This window comes from Pedobacter sp. N23S346, assembly GCF_048515415.1.
In the GTDB taxonomy this organism is placed as follows: Bacteria; Bacteroidota; Bacteroidia; order Sphingobacteriales; family Sphingobacteriaceae; genus Pedobacter.
Genome location: NZ_JBLYEE010000002.1, coordinates 50,130 through 71,640, shown reverse-complemented (window position 1 = coordinate 71,640; position 21,511 = coordinate 50,130). Strand labels below are relative to the sequence as shown.

General features: G+C 39.7%; 9 protein-coding genes. All 9 read right to left on the bottom strand.

Annotated features, from left to right (window positions below; all coding sequences use genetic code 11):
* Positions 1 to 41 precede the first annotated feature (41 nt).
* Positions 42 to 1,442: a glycoside hydrolase family 140 protein gene (locus ACN1CD_RS04250; protein ID WP_419129020.1), complete on the bottom strand. Its 1,401-nt coding sequence runs from the start codon at positions 1,440 to 1,442 to the stop codon at positions 42 to 44.
* Between the two features lie 3 nt (positions 1,443 to 1,445).
* Complete coding sequence (locus tag ACN1CD_RS04245; protein WP_419129019.1) at positions 1,446 to 4,607, bottom strand: DUF6298 domain-containing protein; 3,162 nt, start codon at positions 4,605 to 4,607, stop codon at positions 1,446 to 1,448.
* A 226-nt stretch (positions 4,608 to 4,833) separates the two neighbouring features.
* Positions 4,834 to 6,501 (bottom strand): pectate lyase family protein, encoded by a 1,668-nt coding sequence (locus ACN1CD_RS04240; protein ID WP_419129018.1) that lies wholly within the window; start codon positions 6,499 to 6,501, stop codon positions 4,834 to 4,836.
* Between the two features lie 388 nt (positions 6,502 to 6,889).
* Positions 6,890 to 8,902 carry a RagB/SusD family nutrient uptake outer membrane protein gene (locus tag ACN1CD_RS04235; RefSeq protein ID WP_419129017.1) on the bottom strand — a complete coding sequence of 671 codons (2,013 nt, stop codon included), beginning with the start codon at positions 8,900 to 8,902 and terminating at the stop codon, positions 6,890 to 6,892.
* Positions 8,903 to 8,940: 38 nt separating this feature from the next.
* Positions 8,941 to 12,138 carry a SusC/RagA family TonB-linked outer membrane protein gene (locus ACN1CD_RS04230; RefSeq protein WP_419129016.1) on the bottom strand — a complete coding sequence of 1,066 codons (3,198 nt, stop codon included), beginning with the start codon at positions 12,136 to 12,138 and terminating at the stop codon, positions 8,941 to 8,943.
* A 435-nt stretch (positions 12,139 to 12,573) separates the two neighbouring features.
* The gene (locus ACN1CD_RS04225; RefSeq protein WP_419129015.1) at positions 12,574 to 13,245 is read right to left on the bottom strand and encodes a DUF3826 domain-containing protein; all 672 of its coding nucleotides are present in this window, start codon (positions 13,243 to 13,245) and stop codon (positions 12,574 to 12,576) included.
* 165 nt (positions 13,246 to 13,410) lie between these two features.
* Positions 13,411 to 16,905: a malectin domain-containing carbohydrate-binding protein gene (locus ACN1CD_RS04220; protein ID WP_419129014.1), complete on the bottom strand. Its 3,495-nt coding sequence runs from the start codon at positions 16,903 to 16,905 to the stop codon at positions 13,411 to 13,413.
* 78 nt (positions 16,906 to 16,983) lie between these two features.
* The gene (locus tag ACN1CD_RS04215; RefSeq protein ID WP_419129013.1) at positions 16,984 to 19,806 is read right to left on the bottom strand and encodes a glycosyl hydrolase family 95 catalytic domain-containing protein; all 2,823 of its coding nucleotides are present in this window, start codon (positions 19,804 to 19,806) and stop codon (positions 16,984 to 16,986) included.
* A 10-nt stretch (positions 19,807 to 19,816) separates the two neighbouring features.
* A complete protein-coding gene (locus ACN1CD_RS04210) occupies positions 19,817 to 21,394 on the bottom strand; it encodes a glycoside hydrolase family 28 protein (RefSeq protein WP_419129012.1) in 1,578 nt (525 codons plus the stop codon).
* Between the last annotated feature and the right edge of the window lie 117 nt (positions 21,395 to 21,511).

Genomic DNA, 21,511 nt, shown 5'->3' with positions numbered 1-21,511 from the left:
TCCACTCCGCTTTGCTCCAGTCGAAATGACGACTAACTACATTATATTTTCTCCAACACCAAAACCCAGTCATTACCATTTTTAGGTTCTCCTGGCGGATTAAATTCTTTTATTCCTTTATTTTCAAATGTTCCGATTGAGATCGTTTTTCCTGTCCGCGGATCGAACCAGGATGCCTTCAATTCGTCCCCATCTGTTTTTCCAAGCTGAACGCTGAAATTGCGCCCGGTGTAAGTGTAAAGCATAGCAAACTCTTCACCCCTGGTACCAATTACCCGCTCATACTTTTCACCATTTTTACCAGCGATTAAGGTTTGATCCGGTACACGGTCAAAATAAGAATGGGATAACATCAAATCCTTTAAATGTTTCATCTGAGTTGCGCCCGCGGCATTTATCTCCGTTGTCCATGGCGCTTTCGGACCATATGCAGGTTTTTTATCTGTCAATTTGTACATCTGCATCACCGCATTATTGCCATAGGTATAGCCGAAGGCACCAGCAAACACAGACCAATAACCATATCTTCTTACATCGGCAGCTGTCCACCGCGGCTCTATCGTATCGTGTAAACCCTGCGGAATCCCCTCGTATGATGGTTCGCCATCAATTGTAGGTTTGATTGGTTTGAGTTTGTAATCCGTTTCAATGTATTTCCAGTTGTCTTCGCCATAGTGCAAAGTTTCTTTCGCTGAAGTATCCTGGTCATAGCGGCGATGCCCCGATTGAATCATATCAAAATCGTTCCAGCTGGCTTTGTGAAACCAGGTAGATGAAGCTGTTCTGCCTCTCGGATGGAAAGTAATTAAGTGGTTAGGATCATTCGCCCGTAAAGTTTCACCAATCGCATTCCAAACTTCTAAACCATCACTCCCTTTTATATCTCCACCGTTTAACCAGATGATGTTACTTTTATCGCGGTATCTTTTGGCTAAGAATTCTGCATAATTTTTTGCCTGCAGCACATTCACCTTTTTATCTTTCACGTTCGTTCCCCAAACCGGAACCAGTGCCATATAAATTCCTTTTTTTTCGGCAAGATCAATGATATAATCTACGTGATCCCAAAAATCATAAGCCTTACTGTCTTTAAAATCATTCCCTTCAGTGATGGCAGGTTTTGAAACATCCTTGTTAATGATGGATGAGTCGCCGTAAACATTTACAGATGGCACCTCGTGCAAAACCATCACCTGGATCACATTAAAACCTTTTTGCTTGCGATCCTCTAAATAGGTATTGGCATCTTCGCGGTTAAGCTTACTAAACAACAACCAGCCCGTATCGCCCAACCAGAAAAAAGGTTCGCCATTGCCCGTTGTTAAATACCTTCCATTTTCAGAGATGAGTAAACTTTTATCTCCAAAATGTGGCTTTTCCTTGCAACCAAATGCAAGTAAACAAGCCATCGAAAGGAAAAATATCTTTGATTTAATCGTCATATTTTAGATCTTATTGAGGAAAATGATTTCATCTCCATTTCCAACTTTATCAATTTTTGAGATGGCATTTCCATTTATTTTTTCTTCTTTCAACACTTTTCCATCCTTACCATCCACTATTTTCACACTAAATTTTCCGCTGAACTTTGTTAAATCTATAGTGCTGGCTGCTGAAGAAGCGTTGTATAAAACGTAAGCTTTCCCTGGGTTTTCTAAGCCATATTGTTTGGCATTTTTCCATGCCGGAAGAAAAGGTTTCATAAGAGAGATCGCTGTTAATGTTGCCTGATCTATGTTTTTTGCATTGGATAATGAACCGCCAGCCATCAGAATCGCCCAACCGAAATTATCGAAGTTGTCTCCAGAATACATTACTGCCTTGCCAGGAAAATTATTTCGATACTCTGAAACCGCACGGTAAACTTCTTCGAAAGATGTTTTCTTAGGTTTAAGTAAGCGTGCATGCTGACGGGGAGCCAAATTCTGTCCACCTTGTGGCGCATAAACCGTTCCATCAGCCTGGTAATGCCAATATTTAATATCGATTAGATCGACTACATCCGCTCTTTGTTTATCCGCTAAAATAGCATCCTGAACATCTTTGGTAACACTTAAACCAATAATTGGATGTTTGCCAGTTTCCTGCTCCCATTCTTTAATCGTATCGAGCCAGAATTGTACAAAGTGTAGCGGACCAGTAAATTCTGCACCGATTAACTGAATCACACCTGTATTTCCATCAAAATTTTCCAGGCATTTACGGATATAAGTTTTATGGATTGCTTTACGGTTTTCATTGCTGATATCGTAAAACTGCTCGGCCATAAAAATTCTTTTATCGCCAGCATACGGAACAGGTTCTGGGAAACCCGTATTGTTGATGTTATTTGCCGTACGCCACGGAAAATCTGCATAATGTGCACCAGCCTCTATAATATTGTGTTGGAAATAGTTCTCATGAATCAAAACCAAACCTTTCTGATCAGCGAGATTGGCAAAGGTTTTCAGCCTGTCCCAATACCAGAGATTGTATTTGGTGATGTCGTATTTACTCAAGCCATCCCAGGCTTTATCCTGTCCGCTCCGGGCGAAGGGTAATTCGTAAAAAGGTGCCCAAACTTCGCCATCCATCCGGCGGATGCGTTCGTGATCATCTCTCCTTCTATCGTACCAAAGGCCGTAATTGTGATCTAATATTTTAACCGAACCATTTTTCATGGAATCGGTAATGGCGTCTAAATCATCGGTTAAGCCGTTGCCGGAACGACCAGGCACAAATCGGGTAATGTGGAATTTAGTGTTTTTCAATCCATGCGGACGGGCACTTCCATTCCACCAGGGCACATCCTGACGGTTGCCTAAAATGATTTCATTTCCGCGAACCAGCCAACCATTTTTTATCGCCATCGCATCGGCCATTGCTGGCTGAACAACTTTGTCTAATCCGATTTTATCGATGCTTTTTGCCTGTTTGGCATCAAGTGAAATTTTATTCCGCTCAGATGCGGCATCAATATATTCTGATACGGTTAAGGCAGGTTTATAAGCAAGCTTGGTGAGTTTTTGTGCAATATCCACCGGAGGACTGCTTGAAGCTTCTGTTTCTACCGGAAGGATGAAAGTTCTGGCTTCTATTTCATTCCCTAATCTATCTTTAAGCTGAGCATAATATAAACTCCGTGGTTGAATTTGCTCATTCGACATATCCCAATAGCCATTTCCAGAAAACTGCGCCCAGGTTCCGAATGCCCAATTTTGTGCAGTTGGCGGCTGATAATTATCTACCCTTGCGGCGCTACATTGCCAGAAAACACTGTTCGCCGCGCTCCATCCTGAACCTTGTCCATCCTGACCGCGATTTAAATAACTTAACGCTTGTCCGTCTATGTTTACAATATCGAATAAAACACCCGATGCCCAGCTATCAATGGTACCACTAAAACTGAAAGGCAAATAAGACTGGCACTGCACAAATACGTTTGGTCCGGGGGCACAGAAACCTACCGCGAAATCGTGGTAACCGTATTCTGAATACAACCTTTGGAAAAGGGTTTGTTGTCCGGTAGTTAAAAATGTATAGCGACGTTCGCCACCAATTTCTGAGATAGGTGCAAGCGATTTACAATCTTCTACCGTAACTCTCTTTGCTGTTTCGAGCACATTAACCGCAGAACCCGCGAAATGCTCAAATACCACCTGCCGAACCCAGGAATCTTCTACATTTTCTAATGAAATACCCGTCCAACGGTGGTATTCATCTTTAATATTTTCTTTGTGATAATCTGATTCGAGTTTTAAATTCTCTACACCAGCGTTTGAAATCCAACCGTTCCATTTGTATCTTGAGACAGTTGCGCCTCCAAATTTTGTGTCTAAAGCTGTTGTTATTGGCGCATCTAAGCTGAGGATTAAACCGTTGATCGCAGTAATTTTCCGATCAAAGTGCAGATCTCTTGTTCCGGGTTTCCAGCCCAAAGCACTTTCTCCTCCACCAAACTCAACCATTTTAAGGGTTTCAATCCATTCTTTGGTTGATGGACGATGAATAATTATTTTATCGCCAACTTTAAAGCCAGTGGCATTTGCTAGTGTAATTTTTTGTGCATTTACCGGAACATAATTATCTGTAATGGCTATTGGCGATTCTTCTATCTTATCTTTTTTACCTAAAATTCTGATTACCCCTATCCGATCCAAACCTTTTGCAAAGATTTTAGTTCCACTTTCACCCATTCCGCTGCCACGAAGCACAATGCCTGAGGCTGATATTTTTAAGATTCCGGAAACTTCATAGGTACCTTTCTCTAACAAAACAGCCCCACGCAAACCATCTTTCCCGACAGGTAATTTAGATACGTAGTTTATGGCTGATTGAATTCTTAGCGTCGCATCACCATCTTTTAAAGGCACTACAACTTTGACCAGCGCCGATGGAATTGCTTTTTCGCCTGCCATATAACCTGCATAGGAGAAATCAGGAATACGATTCCCCAGCTCATCTGCCGTGTAAGCCATTTTGCCATCCTTACCTTTGAAAATAGGTTTTGGTGGTTCAATGGGTTTTGGTTTTTGCGCAAATGAAAAGTTCGCCATCAAAAGAACCATCATCAAAATTGATAAGGTTTTGAGTTGCTCTACTTTTAATATGTGGTTGGTATTTGGCATTGATGTTATTTTCTTTTGTCAACAATCTATGAACGGTCGTCACCCTGAATTCATTTCAGGGTCTTTATAGCATGTAAGATGCTGAAATAAATTCAGCATGACGAGCGCCAAAAGCAAGATTGAGATACGATTGCCTCGCTTTTCCGCTGTAGTATTTGGCTTTCAGCTTTAGTCTTTCCACTTTGGTCTTTTTGCTTTAATCTTTGGTCTTTCAGCTTTAGTCTTTCTACATTCTCCCTTCGCTTGGTTTTACCGTTGAAACAGGAACCACACTATTTAAATAAACTTCGATATTAGAATAACCACTTTTCGAAATTTTAGCTGCGTCAGTTGCATCCTTTGGGTTTAAACCGTTTTTCAACTCATACGCATCAGGCATGCCATCATCATCTGAATCTTTGTAAGGTGTACCTTTATATTCCGGATAACCGCCAACTTGACTAATATCGGTAATGATTCCCTGTTTGTATGAATCTTTTGGTAAACGGCGGTGTTCGAAATCTTTCTCAGGTAATTTAACGCCTTCAATGAAATCAATTTTTCCCGTTTTCACTTGTTTAATTACGCGGGTATCAACCGGATCTCTCTTTGGAAGGTTTGCCCCAACGTTAGTTAATACATATTCTTTCGCTGCTAAAGTGGGGAGAATAGTGATTTTTGACATTGGAAAAGGCTTTTTCACTCGCATGGCTGCAAAATATGGAGAGGCTTGTTCAAAAGTCATTAATTCACCTTTTTTATTCTCCAGCTGAACGCCACCATCCCAGTTATTTTTAGTTACTTTTTCATTTCCTTCAATAATATTTCCTTCTACATAAGCACGACCGTAAACAACATAAGGTAATTTACTTCTTCCAGATTCTGGTTTGAGTATTCTGTAGCTGATCGGCTCTTTTAAATTCGTAACCGGACCTGGTTTATAGTAGTTATTTACGATATTAAATAATGCAGTATAATCTCCACCATCTGTTGAACGATTATTCCAATTGAAAACCACATTGTTTGCAAAGTTGAAAATACCGTTCCAGCCAATAGATGGGTTTCTGGCACCATTATCTGCCCATAAGTTCCGCATAAAAGTACAGTTCTCACCGCCCAATGTGCTACCAAAAGCATGGTTCCAGGTATCTAGAGCCTCAGAAAAAATGGAGTTTTGAATGGTGATGTTTACCGTTGCTAGTTTATCTTCAATTTTGCCCGTACTATCGTTATACATGTGACGATACATCGACATATTTTCGTCTAATCCCCAGCTTGCCGAAACGTGATCTATCATGATATTTCCTACCGGATTACCACCAATCGCATCATCGCGACGCCCCACAAAGGTTTCGCCTCTTCTAAAACGCATGAAACGAACAATTACATCATGTGTGTTTAACCATACCGATTCGCCAGCCACGCAAACACCATCACCTGGTGCCGTTTGACCTTCGATGGTAATGTACGGTGCTCTAATAATTAGTGGTGTTTTGATTCTGATGATCCCCGAAACATTGAAAACCACTATTCTTGCTCCACCCTGTTCACAGGCATCGCGTAAAGAACCCGGACCACTGTCATTTAAATTTTTAACGACTATTACTCTTCCGCCACGACCGCCAAAACTATAAGCACCACCACCTTCAGCACCCGGGAAAGCCAATAATTCTGATTGCGGCAAATCTGTTGGCCGGCCAGCCCATGGAACATAAGGCTTGCCCTCTTTCTCTTCTTTGAGAATGATTGGTTTTGCCTTTTCCCAGGCCATATCAGACTGATGATAAGCTTCCTTCATCATTGAATCTGATGATTTCTTAACATCTTCGGGAATTGTAGGATATTGGGCAAAAGCTGAACCAGCTGAGAGTATTAATGCTGCTGAAAACAGCAGATTTAAAAAGTTCTTTTTCATTTGTGTTTTGCTCGTTGGAAAAACAAAAGGTTAAGTCGATAAATACTTCGCTAAAATAACGCAATATTAAGATTTATTATTCGGCTCATTCTTTGATCAATCCTGGTTTATCAATTTTGGTTAGAAAATATATTATTCTTTAAATCAGCACTTAATCTAAAGATTTTTTACTTAACTCCTTAAAGCAGCGAACGAATTTTAATCCGTTTTCCGGATTCGAAACACCTGAATATCGGCTGCTAAGCTGAGTTACAAGATAGAGATAATATTCATATATAAATGTAACATTCTTGAATAAAAAAAGAGGATCGCACTCGCTGCTCCCCTCTTCCAAACCAAATATATAAATCGAGATTGCGCTAACTTATCCCAATGCTGTTAATCAAACTTATTTTAACGGATCAAATGTACCTGCTCCCTTTAAACTATTCCATCCTGTAGTTTGCTCTAAGTATGGCGATGAACTTAAAATGTTTTCATTCAGGCCAAAGAAATAATATTCAGGGTACCATTTAAATTTCCAGTCCGCAGGGTTTGTTCTATCCAAATCATCTTTTTCAGTAATCACAAATATGTTATCATATAAATAATCTAAATATGCTGCATAATTTGCACTGCCATTTGGTGTTGGATAGGTTGCCGGATCACGATCAATTATCGGTGCATTTCCGGTAGCTGGTTTAATCAATGGATCATTTGTACCCACATATTTAGCACCTGCAACTGATTTTACAGTGATGAAATATCCTTTTCTTCTGGTGCCATTTAATGGTTTTATCCCTAAACGTGCAGCAGTAGGCGAATTTTCTTCAAATAACATCCAGCGTCTCAGGTCGAAAAATCTTTTTCCTTCGTAAGCAAATTCGATATTTCTCTCTTTTAAAACAGCAGAGAATAACTGGTCTCTGCTGGTAGCGCCAGCCAATCCATATGCGCCGTCTAAATTTTCCACTCCGGCGCGTTCTCTGATAGATTTAATACCTTCTAAACCTTCACCCAATTTATTTGCGCCAATGGCAGATTCGGCTAAATTTAATACGACCTCAGCGAAACGCATTTCCATAAAGTCTGTTCCGCTTTGCTGGAAATTACCTAGGGAGTTTGATGCACCCGGGTCTGTTGCTTTGCTGATGTAAATTGCACTGCTGTTCGCTCCTTTTGTTTCTGTTGTTAAACTTGGAATTGTTTCAGCAGCTGTTCTATACCATTTGTAAGTCCATTGCTTGTAAGTTGTGTTCCCAGCGTATGGCCAGATTGCACCATTATATACAAAAGTTTTGTAGAAACGAGGATCTCTGTTTTTAAAGAATTTTTTAGCATCATAAACATAGGCTGTTGAAGCGCCTGGCATTTTCCCATCTTTCATCGGGAAGGCATCTACTATTTCTTTTGTTGGTGAAAGTGATCCTCCTCCATTAATCTCTTTTGATCTTGCGGCCTGCTCCCAACCATTATTTTTCGTAGTTGTTCCGCCGATGGCGAGGTTATTAAAACCATAAACAATTACTGCTTCCGGATTATTCACTTCAGAAAACCACATGTTGCCCCAAGCCACACCATTTGCCGTGCCGCCAGTTTTGAATAAACCGCCGCCGTTTGCTTCCAATAGTGTTTTTGCTGCCAGGTTTGCCTGATAAGCTGCTTCCCAACGGGTTATATCATCTGTACGGTTAAATAACGGACTCGCCCAGGTTAACAGCACTTTGCCTTTCATCGCGGCACATGCGCCACTGGTAATGCGACCCCAATCTGAATTTCCCCATTTACCTGGCAATAACGATTGCGCCATATCCAGATCTGCGATGATTTGTTTAATACATTCTGAGCTGGAACTTCTAGGGATTTGCAACGATGTTCCATCTTCTGAGATGGGATCTTGTGGTACCAATGCCAATGGCACGCCACCATATAACCTAACCAAATCGAAGTATTGCCATGCTCTCCAGAAATACATCTGACCTTTCAGGCGTTTTCTAACATCTTCCGGCAAACCATATTTATCAATTTCGGCAATAAAAATGTTGATCTGTTTTAATCTCGTATACGGATTATTAACAATGCTGGTGGTTAACCTGGCACCAAAATAATTTAACGCATGGGTATTGGTATAACTGATGGTTGCCCACACTTTGTTAAAATCTGTTTCGCCAGCAAATTCATCTGTTGTCCTGGCGAAAGTATCATTACCCGTAGCTAAATTCCAGGATAGCGACTGTGCATTGTTTGCCGGCAAGAATAAGCCGTAAACATAATCTACGTAACCCTGAGCCAATGCTGCATCTTTAAAAACTTCTTCATTATATCCGGCCAGATCTCTTTTTTCTTCGAGAAAGGAATCTTTACAGCTGGAGGAAAGCACAACCACCAAGGCGATTAAACTTAATATCTTATTTCTTTTCATCTCTATAATTAGATTATTGAATTTCAAATTTTCTTTGGTTATAAGGTCAGGTTAAGTCCGAAGGATAGTGTTCTTAAATTTGGGTAAGCATCCCACGCACCATCCGGACCTTTGTAACTATATGGGTTATAAAGATTAACCGGATTTAAAGCAGAGACAAACACCCTTGCATTGTTAATTTTTAACTTCTCTACAATTGTTTTTGGCAGGGTGTAGTTTACATTAAAACTTGGAATGCGGATTCTGAAAGCACTTACCTTATAAAAATTAGATGTTGGTGTTAAGCTAATATCTGCGAAATTAGGATTAGGCATAGTACCTTCGGGATTAATAACCGGATCGTAAATATTACCCCAGATATTTGGCAGACTGGTAAAATTTCTGGCAATGGAAACGTTCAAAGCTTTCCTTTCATCGATTTCTGCCCATCCACCGAATGAACCAGCAATTACGGCATCTACACTAAAACCTTTATAACCAGCTTTTAAAGTAATACCAAAACCGTAATGATTTTGTGATTTTTTTGATAGTTGAACCTGATCATTTTCATCGATAATGCCATCTGGAGCACCAAAAGTACCATCAGATTGTAACTGACCTCTCACATCTCTATAATAAAGCGTTCCTGGTCTTAACTGCGCTACTGGCGTACCAAATACCTGAGTGATTTTATATTGGTTAATGTAGTTGGTCACCTCATCCTGTGTTTTAAACATTCCTAAATAGTCATATCCCCACTTACCATTATCTGATGATTCGTTTGGTTTAGCTAACCAAGGTTTTAAATTATCATTAGCATTAAAATTGCTGATTTTCACTTTATCATCACTCCATCCAAAACGGGCGCTTACGCCATAATTGAAATCAGAACCGATTTTATCATCCCATGAAATGCCAAGTTCGTAACCAAAGAAATCTGCTGACCCAAAGTTTACTGAAGCCACGGTACCACCAATAGTTACTGGAAGACTTGCCGTTGGTTCTATCAAAATATTTCTGGCCATGTTATAATAACCTTCCACATTTACGCTTAAACGATTTTTCAAGAATTTAGCATCGATACCAACGTTGTTTTTGTATTCTGTACTCCAGGTTGCATCTCTGTTAGGCGCTGCTTCCATTTTGAAACCTGTGGTAGCACCAGTATTCCCACCAAATACCGCACCTTTACCATCCTGGAAAGTATAGCGCTGACGCCATAACCAAGGCTTGGTTTGATCGTTACCTAAAACACCAAAAGCATATCTTAATTTCAAATAGTTAACTGCTGGCACTTTGAAAAAACTTTCTTCAGAGATTACCCATCCAACAGATCCTGAATAGAATTTACCCCAATAGTTTTCGGGTGCAAATTTGGTAGAGGCATCTGTTCTGAATAAGAATTCTGCCAGGTATTTGTTGGCATAGGCATAGTTTGCGCGACCAACATAGGATAAGGTTCCGGCTTCATTAGCAGATGTTGAGCCATCAATTGCGCCAGTTGCAGAATTAAACTGACCATTGGTTGCCGCTATAGGACCAGCCTTAAAAACAACCTGCTGGCTATTTTCTGATTCTGATTTCTCCACCGTAAATAAACCACTTACCGAGTGTTTACCAAATTCTCTGGCATAGTTTAGCACAAAATTGGTTTGCTCGCTTTTTTGGTTCGTATTGACATAATATAAACGATCGCCATTGGTAACCCTTAACGGACTTAATACCGTAGCACCTTCGTAAATATGTTTATTTTCGCCTAATCTATTAAACTCATAAAGGGTATAGAAGGTACCAACCTGGTCTCCTACCGAGTTCCCGGTATTCCTGGCATAGGCCATTCTTGCTTTTAAACCCTTCGCAAATGGCAGTTCATATTCCGCATAAGCGTTTACGGTAAATAAATTCGATTTTGTAGTTGCTAAATTGTTCAACCTGTCAATTTCTCCAAAGTGGTATCTGGATAAATCATTGGTTGTTCCCGGTAACTTCACCGGTAAACCATTGATATAATCAGGCACATATCTTGGTGCAAGCAAAAGATTTCTGTAATCATCCTCAACCCCTTCGCCAGATACTTTATTGAATGTTTTGACAAGATCTCCATTATTACCAGAAACCTGAATACCCACTTTGAAATTAGTTGTTACCGTTACATCTGTTCCTGCCCTGAAATTCCATCTGTTATAATTTAAAGTCGCTAAGTTTCCGGTTTGTTTATTATAAGATGCATTTGCAAAATAAGTTGCCCTATCGGCACCACCACTTATACTTAAGGTATGGCGTAAATCATAAGCAGATTTCCATGCATCCTCCAATCTATCATAATTGATATTTTTGAAATGCTCCAACTCATCCGGTGTGAAAAAATTATCCACCCCAGGCTGTTTGTTACCACCATTCGGACCATTCATGATGTTAAAATACTGACCAAACTCATAAGCACTCATCATTTTGGTACGATAAGCTTCGTCGTTTACCGCATAAGAACCACTGTAGCTAATCCTAGGCTTTCCGGTTTTCCCACGTTTGGTGGTTACTAAAACTACTCCATTACCACCACGCGTACCATAAATTGCTGCTGAGGCATCTTTTAAGAACGACATGCTTTCAATTTCAGATGCATCTAAATTTCCAAAATTGGTTGCATCAGGCTTGCCCTGTCCATCAATCTGGATTACACCATCAATTACATATAACGGATCTGTACTGCCACCATCTTTTGAGAAAATATTATTGGGATTTCTAATTGTAATTTTTGCAGGAACACCCGGACGAGCAATACCGCCACTCACACCAACCCCTAACAAACGACCACTTAAAGCAGCAGCCACATTGGTACCTGGTAAATCTTCAATTTCTGAAGCTTTGATATCTACCACTGCTCCTGTTAAAGAGGTCCGTTTCTGTGTACCGTAACCCACCACAACCACATCTTCCAGATTTTTATTATCTGATGTTAATCTTACATTTACCGATGTTTGTGTGCCGACCGTAATTTGTTGCCTGGCATATCCAATATAAGAAAACACCAATACATCAGTGTTGCTCTTCACCTGGATCGTATACATACCATCCGCATTCGTGCTCACATTGCTCGGGATGCCTTTGATACTTACATTTACTCCGGGAATTCCCTGCCCGTCTGCTTGATCGACAACCTTTCCGGTTACCTTTCTTTCCTGGGCAAATAGCATTGTACTCGCTACGATCATCAGCAGAAAGGACAAAGAAATTTTGCGTAAAAATTTTAAGTTCATTTTTATATTTGGTTAGTTACTTATTCAACATTAGTTAGTTTGGCTAAAAATTCACGATCCAGAACTGGTTTATTTCTGTCGGTTAATTAGTGGCTACTAAGTATGATATTGCTTTTAAATTTTTCCGTAGAAGAGAAATGAAAGTTATAAATCAGATCAATAAAATCTTTTTATAACATGGGATCAATGGCTCATCTTAATTCTTGGTTACATTTTTCTGGTTAGAAACTTAGTTTTAAAAAGCAGTTTAAGCTGTTAAATCAGGTAAGACAATGACGTACATAATCAAACCTTTAAAAAATATCAGCGTAAAGAAAACTACTGTTCTAAAACTATGATCCAAGGTAAGAATAAAATTCATATATAAATGCAACATTCTTAAATAAAAAAGTGTAAAAAAATTGGGAGATGATTTTTCATCTCCCAAAAGAATATTTAATTCGTTTGGGCCTTGGCTTTACGTCTTTGCTCCCAGGCAATACCTTCTTTTTTAAGATCGTAACCTGCGGCAGATAAATAGTTATTGATTTTTCCTTTATACTTTCCAAACCAGGCATGTTTTTTATCTGATGATTCTGCATCCATAGCGTGTTCTCGGGCCTCTGTTAACCAAACCAGGATTTGTTTTTTCTGATCTTCAGTTAATGTCAGAATTTCTTCCTGATAAGCTTTGTAGGTAATTGGCAATACATTATAGGTCATTCCGTTTTTCACTAAATCTACCTGCTCGGTAGTCAGTTGAGCCGAAAGCTTAGCCATGTATTTTTTATGAAGCTTACTTAAAGCAGTTTCTGTATTGCGGTTTTCTTTTGCCAAAGCAGAGTCACGCTCCACTTTATTATCTTTTTGCTGTTCTTTTATTTGTTTAACTTTCAAATCTCTCGCCGAATGGATATCGTTCAGGTTGCTGTATTGATCTTTGATGATATCCCTCACCTTATCAGATTTCCGCTGATCTGCTATTCCTAAACCCATCACTATTTTACCCGCCCTTTCGGTAATCTCCTTTTCGTATTTTAATTTTTCTTCGGCAGTCATTTGCTGGGCAAAGGTGTTCGCCAGATTTGTAATGCATAGCAATAAAGCTAAAACTGATAATCTCATCATTTGATTTTTATTTTTTGGTTAGATTTCGAATACAGTAATGAATAGAAATTCATCTTGTAGCATTCAATTGTTTAAGGTCATAATAAATTCATTAATAAACAAATTATTCATATAAAAATAAATAAGATTTAATTGTTTAATGATTTAACGATATAAGTTCATACTTTATTGAACATCCAATGCATCGATAGTAAGTCCTTTTGCATCTGTTGCAATCAGTCGAACTTTATAACTCCCGGCATTGATCATGCTGCCCGTATTAGTATTGATATAATTCCATTTGCCCTCTTTGGTTGGTACAAACTCCAACAATTCAGTTTTCATCAACGTTCCATCAGCGGATAAAAATTCCATTTTTGCCTTTAAAACCTGCTTAAATGGATTGTGGTATTTAATAGTAAGCGAATAGGTATCAGCCACACCAACACCTATCTTCCATTCCAAAACCCCGCCTTTGCCTTCTGTAAAAGTCACTCTTGGTTTCCCCATTAATTCTGCCTTAACAATGCTCTGGCCGCTTAATGATGCATCAGTCGCCTTGTAAGTAGCCACTGTTTTTAAATCATAAGCGGGTTCTAAATTGCTTGGTGGTATAACCGCTATGATAGAGAAATCGCCATTCAGAACTACATTATCCCCTTTTAGAAATCTTTTACGATAGACATTAAACGCTTCGCGTTCGCTGTTCTCGATTTTCGTTTTGGTATCTTCATATCCTGCAGGAACTTTAGATTGCTGATTCATCGCAACAAAGACATCGGCAATCTCATTTACCTGAAATTTCAATTCAGGATGAGCCTCGACAGCTGATTTCTGAATCCATTCTGCGCCATAAAGATTTGGGGGAAGTTGCGTAAATTCCTTTTCATTGTTAAAAAATTGCTGGTCGCCAATATCCATCCAGCTTTTAGCCTGAAAATGCTTTTCATCTGCAAGCTTAAAAATTGAATTACTTTGTGCGCCTATTTTTATTCCTTTATCTAAAGAAGCGATTGCGATGGCCGAAACAAGAGCCTGTCCAACTTTAACCTGCGGGAAGGAAACCACCAACTCGCCTGCCTTTACTTTCACCTTTACTATTTTCTTCAACACGCTGTTTGTACCCACCGATTTCCAGATATCTACATCTTTTAAAACCGTTTGATCATTAATTGCAACATCAAACAACCTCATTTTTTCGGCATCCATTCCGCCACCAATGCCCAACCAGGGCTCGATAAAATACAGTTCTACCAGATATTCTCGATCAATAGGTATAGGAAAACTAAATTTCAACTGATCTCTCCCATATCTGAATGATTGAAAAAGTTTCCAATCCTGCGTACCTTCAATTGGAGAAAAAGTTCTTCGCTGGCTGGCAAAAAAAGCCGGAACGCCTGGAAATGCAGCCGTCCATGAAGTTGAACCGTAATTTTTAGTGTTGGAAGATAATTGCTGATCGGCCAACCATTTGTTACCTAAATGATCCTGATAAGATGGTCCGCCACAATTTAAGCGGTATAAATAATTATAATTTTTCTGAGGATTCAAGATGTTTGTATTGCTCACCAAACGGTTAAAATTTGGAGATTTCGGAAGATTGTTCAACACAATTTGATCTTTTACAACAGCTTTTCCATTCACATAACCTACCGCATAGAGTACATTGTATTTGATGTTTGGCTTATTCCACTGGAAATGCGTTCCGATTACACCGCGTTTCTGTTTCCCTAGTGATTCACCATCAATATCATTAAAAAGTTCAACTTCATCGCAGTTTGAATACACCACGATGCTATCTTTCACGCCGGGTTTGCTCCAACGGTTTGGCCAGGTATGGGAAACGATATAAGCCATTGGTTCGGTTTCCTTTGGTGCATAATTGGCCCTGAACATATAAAAAACATCAGTCGGTTCTTCCCATGGGGTGAACATGCCTTTGTAATTCACAGGACCAATTCGATCCAGATCCCGCAAGCCTTCGCCACCCTGCACCCGACCCGGATTATCGTGCGAGCTATACAACCAAAAGAAATGACCAGCCGTTTTATCTTTCACCGTTTCTGCCAAACGCACTTTCGTTTCCATTAAATCGGTCATTTTGTTTTCCGAATAACCTTTTTCGTTAGCAGCTAAATGATGTAAATCGATGGTTCGCCAGGCACCATACTCTCCTACTAAAACCTGCCTTTGCAAATCTGCACCATAGGTTAACGGATCGCCACCGTAAGTGCCTGTCCAGTTTTGCGGTACATCCCAATCTGTACCTTTTCCACCATTGCAGGTAGTTACCTTTCTTTGTGAGGAGGCCGTTGGATCGAGTTTCCGAATCAGTTCGGAACACTCTTTCGCAAAATCTTCGGGCAAGGTACTTTCATTTTCCAAACCCCATAAAACCACTGCCGGACTATTCCTACGTTCCTTTACCCAATCGATTAAAAGCTTTTTGAAGTTTGATCTAAATGCTGGCGTATCATACCAGATATGTGCCGCCAGTTGCGTCCAGCATAAGATCCCTTCCTTATCCCAATAATCAGAATACAACAAATTATGTGGCTGGTGTGCATCCCGAAAAGCATTAAAACCAGCTGCTTTGATCTGCCTTACCCTTGAAGAAATCTGTTCATTTGTAAAGGCATGGCTGTTACCGATTAAATGTTCGTACTCTGCAATACCATTGATAAAAACAGGTTTTCCATTTAGCAAAAAAACTTTTTGATTCGCTTGTTCTCCAATAGGCCAGCTGATCCAGCGGATGCCATATGGTGTTTTCAATTCGTCAACCACTTTTTCATTCTCTATAATCGAAGTTTTTAAGGTGTATAAATATGGGTTTTCTAACGACCAAAGTTTTGGATTAATGATTTCGTTAGTCTTTTGAGCCAATTCAATTTCCTTACCGGATTGAATATTGATCTTGTTCTTTAATTCCTTAATAACTTTCCCACTCACATCGATCAATTGATTCAAAACAGTAACAGTCTTGCTTTTCGCAGAATAATTTTTAACCGTTGTGGTAAAATTTAAAACAGCTGATTTTTCTGAAATATTATTGTCATTCCAGATGTGAACACCGAATGGCTCAATTCTGGTTTCGTTGGTTACCATGAGATGAACAGGTCTGAAAATCCCCATAGGCTGCGAACCTTCAGAAAATCCCCTTTCGGTTGAGCAACCACCATCTACCCAGGGCAAATCCTGAATATTCGCCGGATGATCCGCCCTGACCGCCAATACATTATCTTCATTTTTTAGTTTGATTACATCAGTAACATCAAGTGTAAACGTGGTTCTTCCGCCAGGATGATAGCCAACCTGTTTGCCATTCAGCCAAACAGTAGCATAAGAACCAACACCTTCGAAATACAAAAAGAAACGTTTGCCATTTTTGATTTCATTGCTTTTAAAGGTTTTACGATACCAGGCATAACCATGTTTATTGCCGTGAAGCTTCCGCTGATAACCTTCGTATTGATCCCAGTTATGCGGAACATTTACTTTTTTCCAGTTATTGATTTTGTAATTATTTGCTTGAAAACCATCGTGAGCGTTTATATCTTTTTCATCGGCAATGGTTTCCCAATTGGCGTTAAGGGAAATATCTTTACGAACGCCTTGAGTATATGCTTTCGATAGTGAAAGCAGAAAAAAAATAATAAGTAATGCTTTTATATTATTCATAGTTTTAGCCCTGCTCATCATTGCGAGGCACGAAGCAATCTAACTTGAAGAGATTGCTTCGTGCCTCGCAATGATGACTTAATATAGTTTCAATTCTCCATTCAATTTATAGCTATCTCCAGCTTTGGTATCCATTTCCATTTCTTCATTCAGATATTTCACTTTGCACTTGCCTCCAACTTTCGATTTAATCTGAAGTGCGGTCAGTTTTCCATCGCTCCAACTTAAATCTACTTCAAAACCGCCTCTGGCTTTTAGCCCTTTAATTTCTCCTGTCGGAATGGCACCTGGAAGCGCTGGTAAAATATCAATATATCCCTGGTGACTTTGAACAATCATTTCGGCGATGCCAGCTGCTCCACCAAAATTTCCATCAATTTGAAACGGTGGATGGGCATCAAATAAATTTACGTAAGATCCTGCGCCTGTACCTGCAGGTTTCATCAACATTTTTATCAGCTTCATGGCATGGTCACCATCTTTAAATCTTGCCCAAAAATTAATTTTCCAGGCCAGGCTCCAGCCCGTCGCGTCATCTCCCCTGTACAAAAGCGATTGCTTCGCAGCGTTCATCATTTTCGAATCCTGATCCCAGGCAATATCATTCCCCGGGTAAACGCCCCACAAATGCGATACATGACGGTGTTTATTGGTGGTATCATCTTTATCTTCCAGCCATTCCTGCAACTGTCCGTATTTGCCAATTTGATTTGGGGCAATCTGCATGATTTTCTCCTGAAGTGACTTTCTAAAAGATTCATCAACATTTAGAACACGCGCAGCAGCAATACAATTTTTAAACAGCGACCGGATAATCTGATGATCTATTGTTGGTCCAGCCACCAGGCCGCCATTTTCTGGCGAATTAGATGGAGTGCTGATTAACCAGCCTGTTTTCGGATCTTTCACCAGGAAATCTTCAAAAAAGAGTGCTGCTTGTTTCATCAATGGATAAGCCTCATTCTTTAAGAAGTTTTGATCTTGCATAAATTGGTAGTGCTCCCACAAATGCTGACTTAACCAACCGCCTCCGGTTACCCAGATACCATGATTCGATGCATTGATGGGCGATGTTCCATTCCATAAATCAGTATTGTGATGTAAAACCCAGCCGTTTGCGTTGTAATATTCTTTCGCAGTTGTGGTTCCGGCTTTTGCCAAACCTTTTATTTTTTGAAATAAGGGATCATTTAAAGCAGACAGATTCAGGAGCTCGGCTGGCCAGTAATTCATTTCCAGGTTAATGTTGGTGGTGTATTTACTCCCCCAGGGTGGCGCAAGCAAATCGTTCCAGATTCCCTGAAGATTAGCAGGCTGCGTACCGGGTCGGGAACTGGAAATTAATAAATAGCGCCCATATTGCATGTAAAGTGCAGCAAAACCAGGATCATTGGCTGTCGCAAATTGACGCAATCGTTCATCTGTTGGCAGCTTTTCATTTGCCGATCTTCCGAAATCTACTTTAAAAGTGTTGTAATATTGCTGATACTCCTTAACATGTTGTTGCGCTATATCGGCATAAGTTTTTCCTTTTATCGAATTTAGAGCTTTAGTTATGGCCGTAGTAGGATCGCCAGAAACATCATTTGAATTGATGAAATTTGTTCCGGCTGTTAAGTATAAGGTAACTTCATCCGCTTTTTGGATGCTGATTTGATTGTTTTGTACTTGAATAACACCATTTTTGATTACAGCAGTTAAACGACTTTTCCCATGTAACGCACCATCTTTTACCTGTACAGAAAGTGAAATACTATGATCGTTTAATACCTTAACAGTGGAGTTTTGGTGAACGCTGGAAAGTGCCGCATTGAAACTTATTGATGCCTTTTTGTTCGCTGTTAAATGAATAATTATGGCTTGATTCGGCTGACTGGCCAGATAAGTTCTTTGATAATCAATCCCATTTACGGTGTAGAAAGTTTTGGCTATGGCCTTTGTTAAATCCAGCGATCTCTTATAATTTGACACCTGTGATTTACCATAATCGAATTTAAGATTTAAGTCGCCAAATGGCTGATAACTCGCCTGATATTGGGGAACTGCTGGCGGAGCATCGTTTTGAATTTTATATTTCCATTCCTTAACCAGCGAAATTCCTTTCTCTACTGTTGACCCAACAGGATAAATTCCGATAGGCTTGCTTACATCTTTATAACCACCAATCCCTCCACGATCGTAAAAATTAAAAACCTGAATGGCAATGGTATTTTTTCCGGCCTTAACCAGTTTTGCCGGGATGGTATATTTTCTTGCTTCTGTACCTTCTGTATGACCAACCAAACTGCCGTTAACGTAAGTAAAATCCTGATCAAAAATTTTATTCAGGTCTAAAACCAAATCCTTTCCAACCCAGTCTTGTGATACATCAATCGTGGTTCTAAACCAAACAGCACCATCTAAATTTTTAAGTCCAACCGTTTCCCAACCTTCATAAGCCGGAACTTTTAGTGTTTTCCAAAGCCGATCATCATAGTTAGCGGAAGCTGGATTTCCTGAGATACCCTTCCCTGCTTTCATTTCTTTTAGCCAGGCTTCACGGTTGCCGGCTTCACTTTGCAGTCCCATAAATTGTGCCTGTGCCAGCGTTTCGGCTTCTTTCTGTTTACCTTCAAAAAGCAATTTTCTAATTTCGGGCAGGTACTTCGATGCACCTTTTCGATTGTAATTCCGTGGTTTTCCCGTCCATAAAGTTTCTTCATTGAACTGGATATGATCATCCTCTATGCCAGCAAAAATCATGGCACCTAAGCGTCCATTTCCAATAGGCAAAGCATCTGTCCATTTTTCTGCTGGTTTAATATACCAAAGCGTTTGATTCCCATCCTGTGCATAAAGTGAGGTGGATGCACATCGTATTAAAATAAAAAGCAGTAGTGAATTTCTTTTTGGCCACATCATAAAATAAGATTTACTGGCCTTTATCACCAGAGATAACATTTATTGATTCCGAAACGTCCTGTTCTTTCTTAACCGCTGCACTTACGTTTTTAAAATTGTTATTTCCTAAAGTAACGTTTTTAGTTGCTGCACCACTTAGCTTTAAATAGGTTCCAGTTTCCTTTGTTGGAAAGGCGTTGTATAAGAATACATCCGTTACATTTCGCAAATCTATCACCGCCGCATCAGCACGTGGCTGATAAGTTTTTACACCATCAATAACCAGGTTATTTACTTTTGAAGCAATGAGCGATGGTCCAATTTCTGTATTTACCTGAACATTATGAAACTCAATTTTGTTAGAAAAGCTGATATTAAAACCTGTTTTAGCATCCATATTTATATCGTTGAAGGTGATGTTTTCAATGGGCATTTCCTCCAGGCCATTTAGGTAAGCCGCTTGATTCACCTGACCAGTAATATTGCTAAAATGGATATTTCTGAATTTTGGCGTTCTTGCTGAAACGGGTTCTACATTGGTTTTTGCATATTGCATATCGAGCACAATGGCCTGTTGTTTAATATTTTTCATGATGATGTTGCTTACGCGAATTTCTTCCACCACACCGCCTCTACCTCTTGCCGTTTTAATGCGAATACCTCTATCTGTTCCATCGAAAACACAGTTCGAAATGGTGATTTTACGCACATCGCCAGACATTTCGCTTCCAATTACCACGCCCCCGTGACCGGATAACATGGTACAATTCGTAATCACGTAATTTTCTGCCGGAACTGCCATTTTTCTACCAGGTTCATCTTTACCAGATTTTATCGTGATGCAATCATCGCCTACGCTAATGTGGCAATCGGAGATGTGTACATTTTTACAGGATTCAGGATTAATGCCGTCGGTATTTGGCGAGTGTGGGTTATTGATGGTTACCGCATGAACTTTTACGTTCTCGCAAAACTCAGGGTTAACCGTCCAAAATGGAGAATTGCGAATGGTGATCCCATCGATTAATACGTTTTTGCAAAACATAGTCTGAATAAACGGTGGACGAAGAAAACCGCGTTGCATTTGTCTGGGATCATCAGGCAACACAATATCTTTATTTAAGCCATCAAAAGTGGTTTGCCATTTGGATCGCGGCTGTCCTTCTTTGTAGCCTTCTACAAAATCCCACCATTTTTTGCCGTGTCCATCAATTAAACCACGACCGATTATCGAAATATTTTCCGCTTTATAAGCATAAAAAAGTGGAGAGAATGAGGTTACATCCACACCTTCATAACGGCTTTTAACCATCGGCAGGTAGTCGTCAAAGTTATCACTAAAATGAAGCTCAGCCCCGGCATCAATAAAAATGGTGATGTTACTTTTCAAGTGAATTGCACCAGTAAGGTATTTCCCCGCGGGAAAATAAACGGTGCCTCCACCGTTTTTAACAGCGGCATCAATTGCTTTTTTAATGGCTTCAGTAGCCAGTTTACTGCTATCGTTTTTCGCACCGTATTTGGTTACATTATAAAAAGATTGTGCTTTAGCAGATAAGCAAATTACTGTAGCGAATAAGAAAATAATCGATTTTAAAATATTTTTCATTTGTTCTTTTTATTCCCTGGTCGGTATAGTTAACGTTTTATTAAAATGGTTGGTGAGCCACCAACCATGGGTGTGTTGGTAAATCACTAAATCCCTGGTCGCGACACACCGAACAGT

Coding starts and splice junctions, on each gene's coding strand:
- ACN1CD_RS04250 (WP_419129020.1), bottom strand. CDS start 1,442: ATGACGATTAAATCAAAGATATTTTTCCTTTCGATGGCTTGTTTACTT.
- ACN1CD_RS04245 (WP_419129019.1), bottom strand. CDS start 4,607: ATGCCAAATACCAACCACATATTAAAAGTAGAGCAACTCAAAACCTTA.
- ACN1CD_RS04240 (WP_419129018.1), bottom strand. CDS start 6,501: ATGAAAAAGAACTTTTTAAATCTGCTGTTTTCAGCAGCATTAATACTC.
- ACN1CD_RS04235 (WP_419129017.1), bottom strand. CDS start 8,902: ATGAAAAGAAATAAGATATTAAGTTTAATCGCCTTGGTGGTTGTGCTT.
- ACN1CD_RS04230 (WP_419129016.1), bottom strand. CDS start 12,138: ATGAACTTAAAATTTTTACGCAAAATTTCTTTGTCCTTTCTGCTGATG.
- ACN1CD_RS04225 (WP_419129015.1), bottom strand. CDS start 13,245: ATGATGAGATTATCAGTTTTAGCTTTATTGCTATGCATTACAAATCTG.
- ACN1CD_RS04220 (WP_419129014.1), bottom strand. CDS start 16,905: ATGAATAATATAAAAGCATTACTTATTATTTTTTTTCTGCTTTCACTA.
- ACN1CD_RS04215 (WP_419129013.1), bottom strand. CDS start 19,806: ATGATGTGGCCAAAAAGAAATTCACTACTGCTTTTTATTTTAATACGA.
- ACN1CD_RS04210 (WP_419129012.1), bottom strand. CDS start 21,394: ATGAAAAATATTTTAAAATCGATTATTTTCTTATTCGCTACAGTAATT.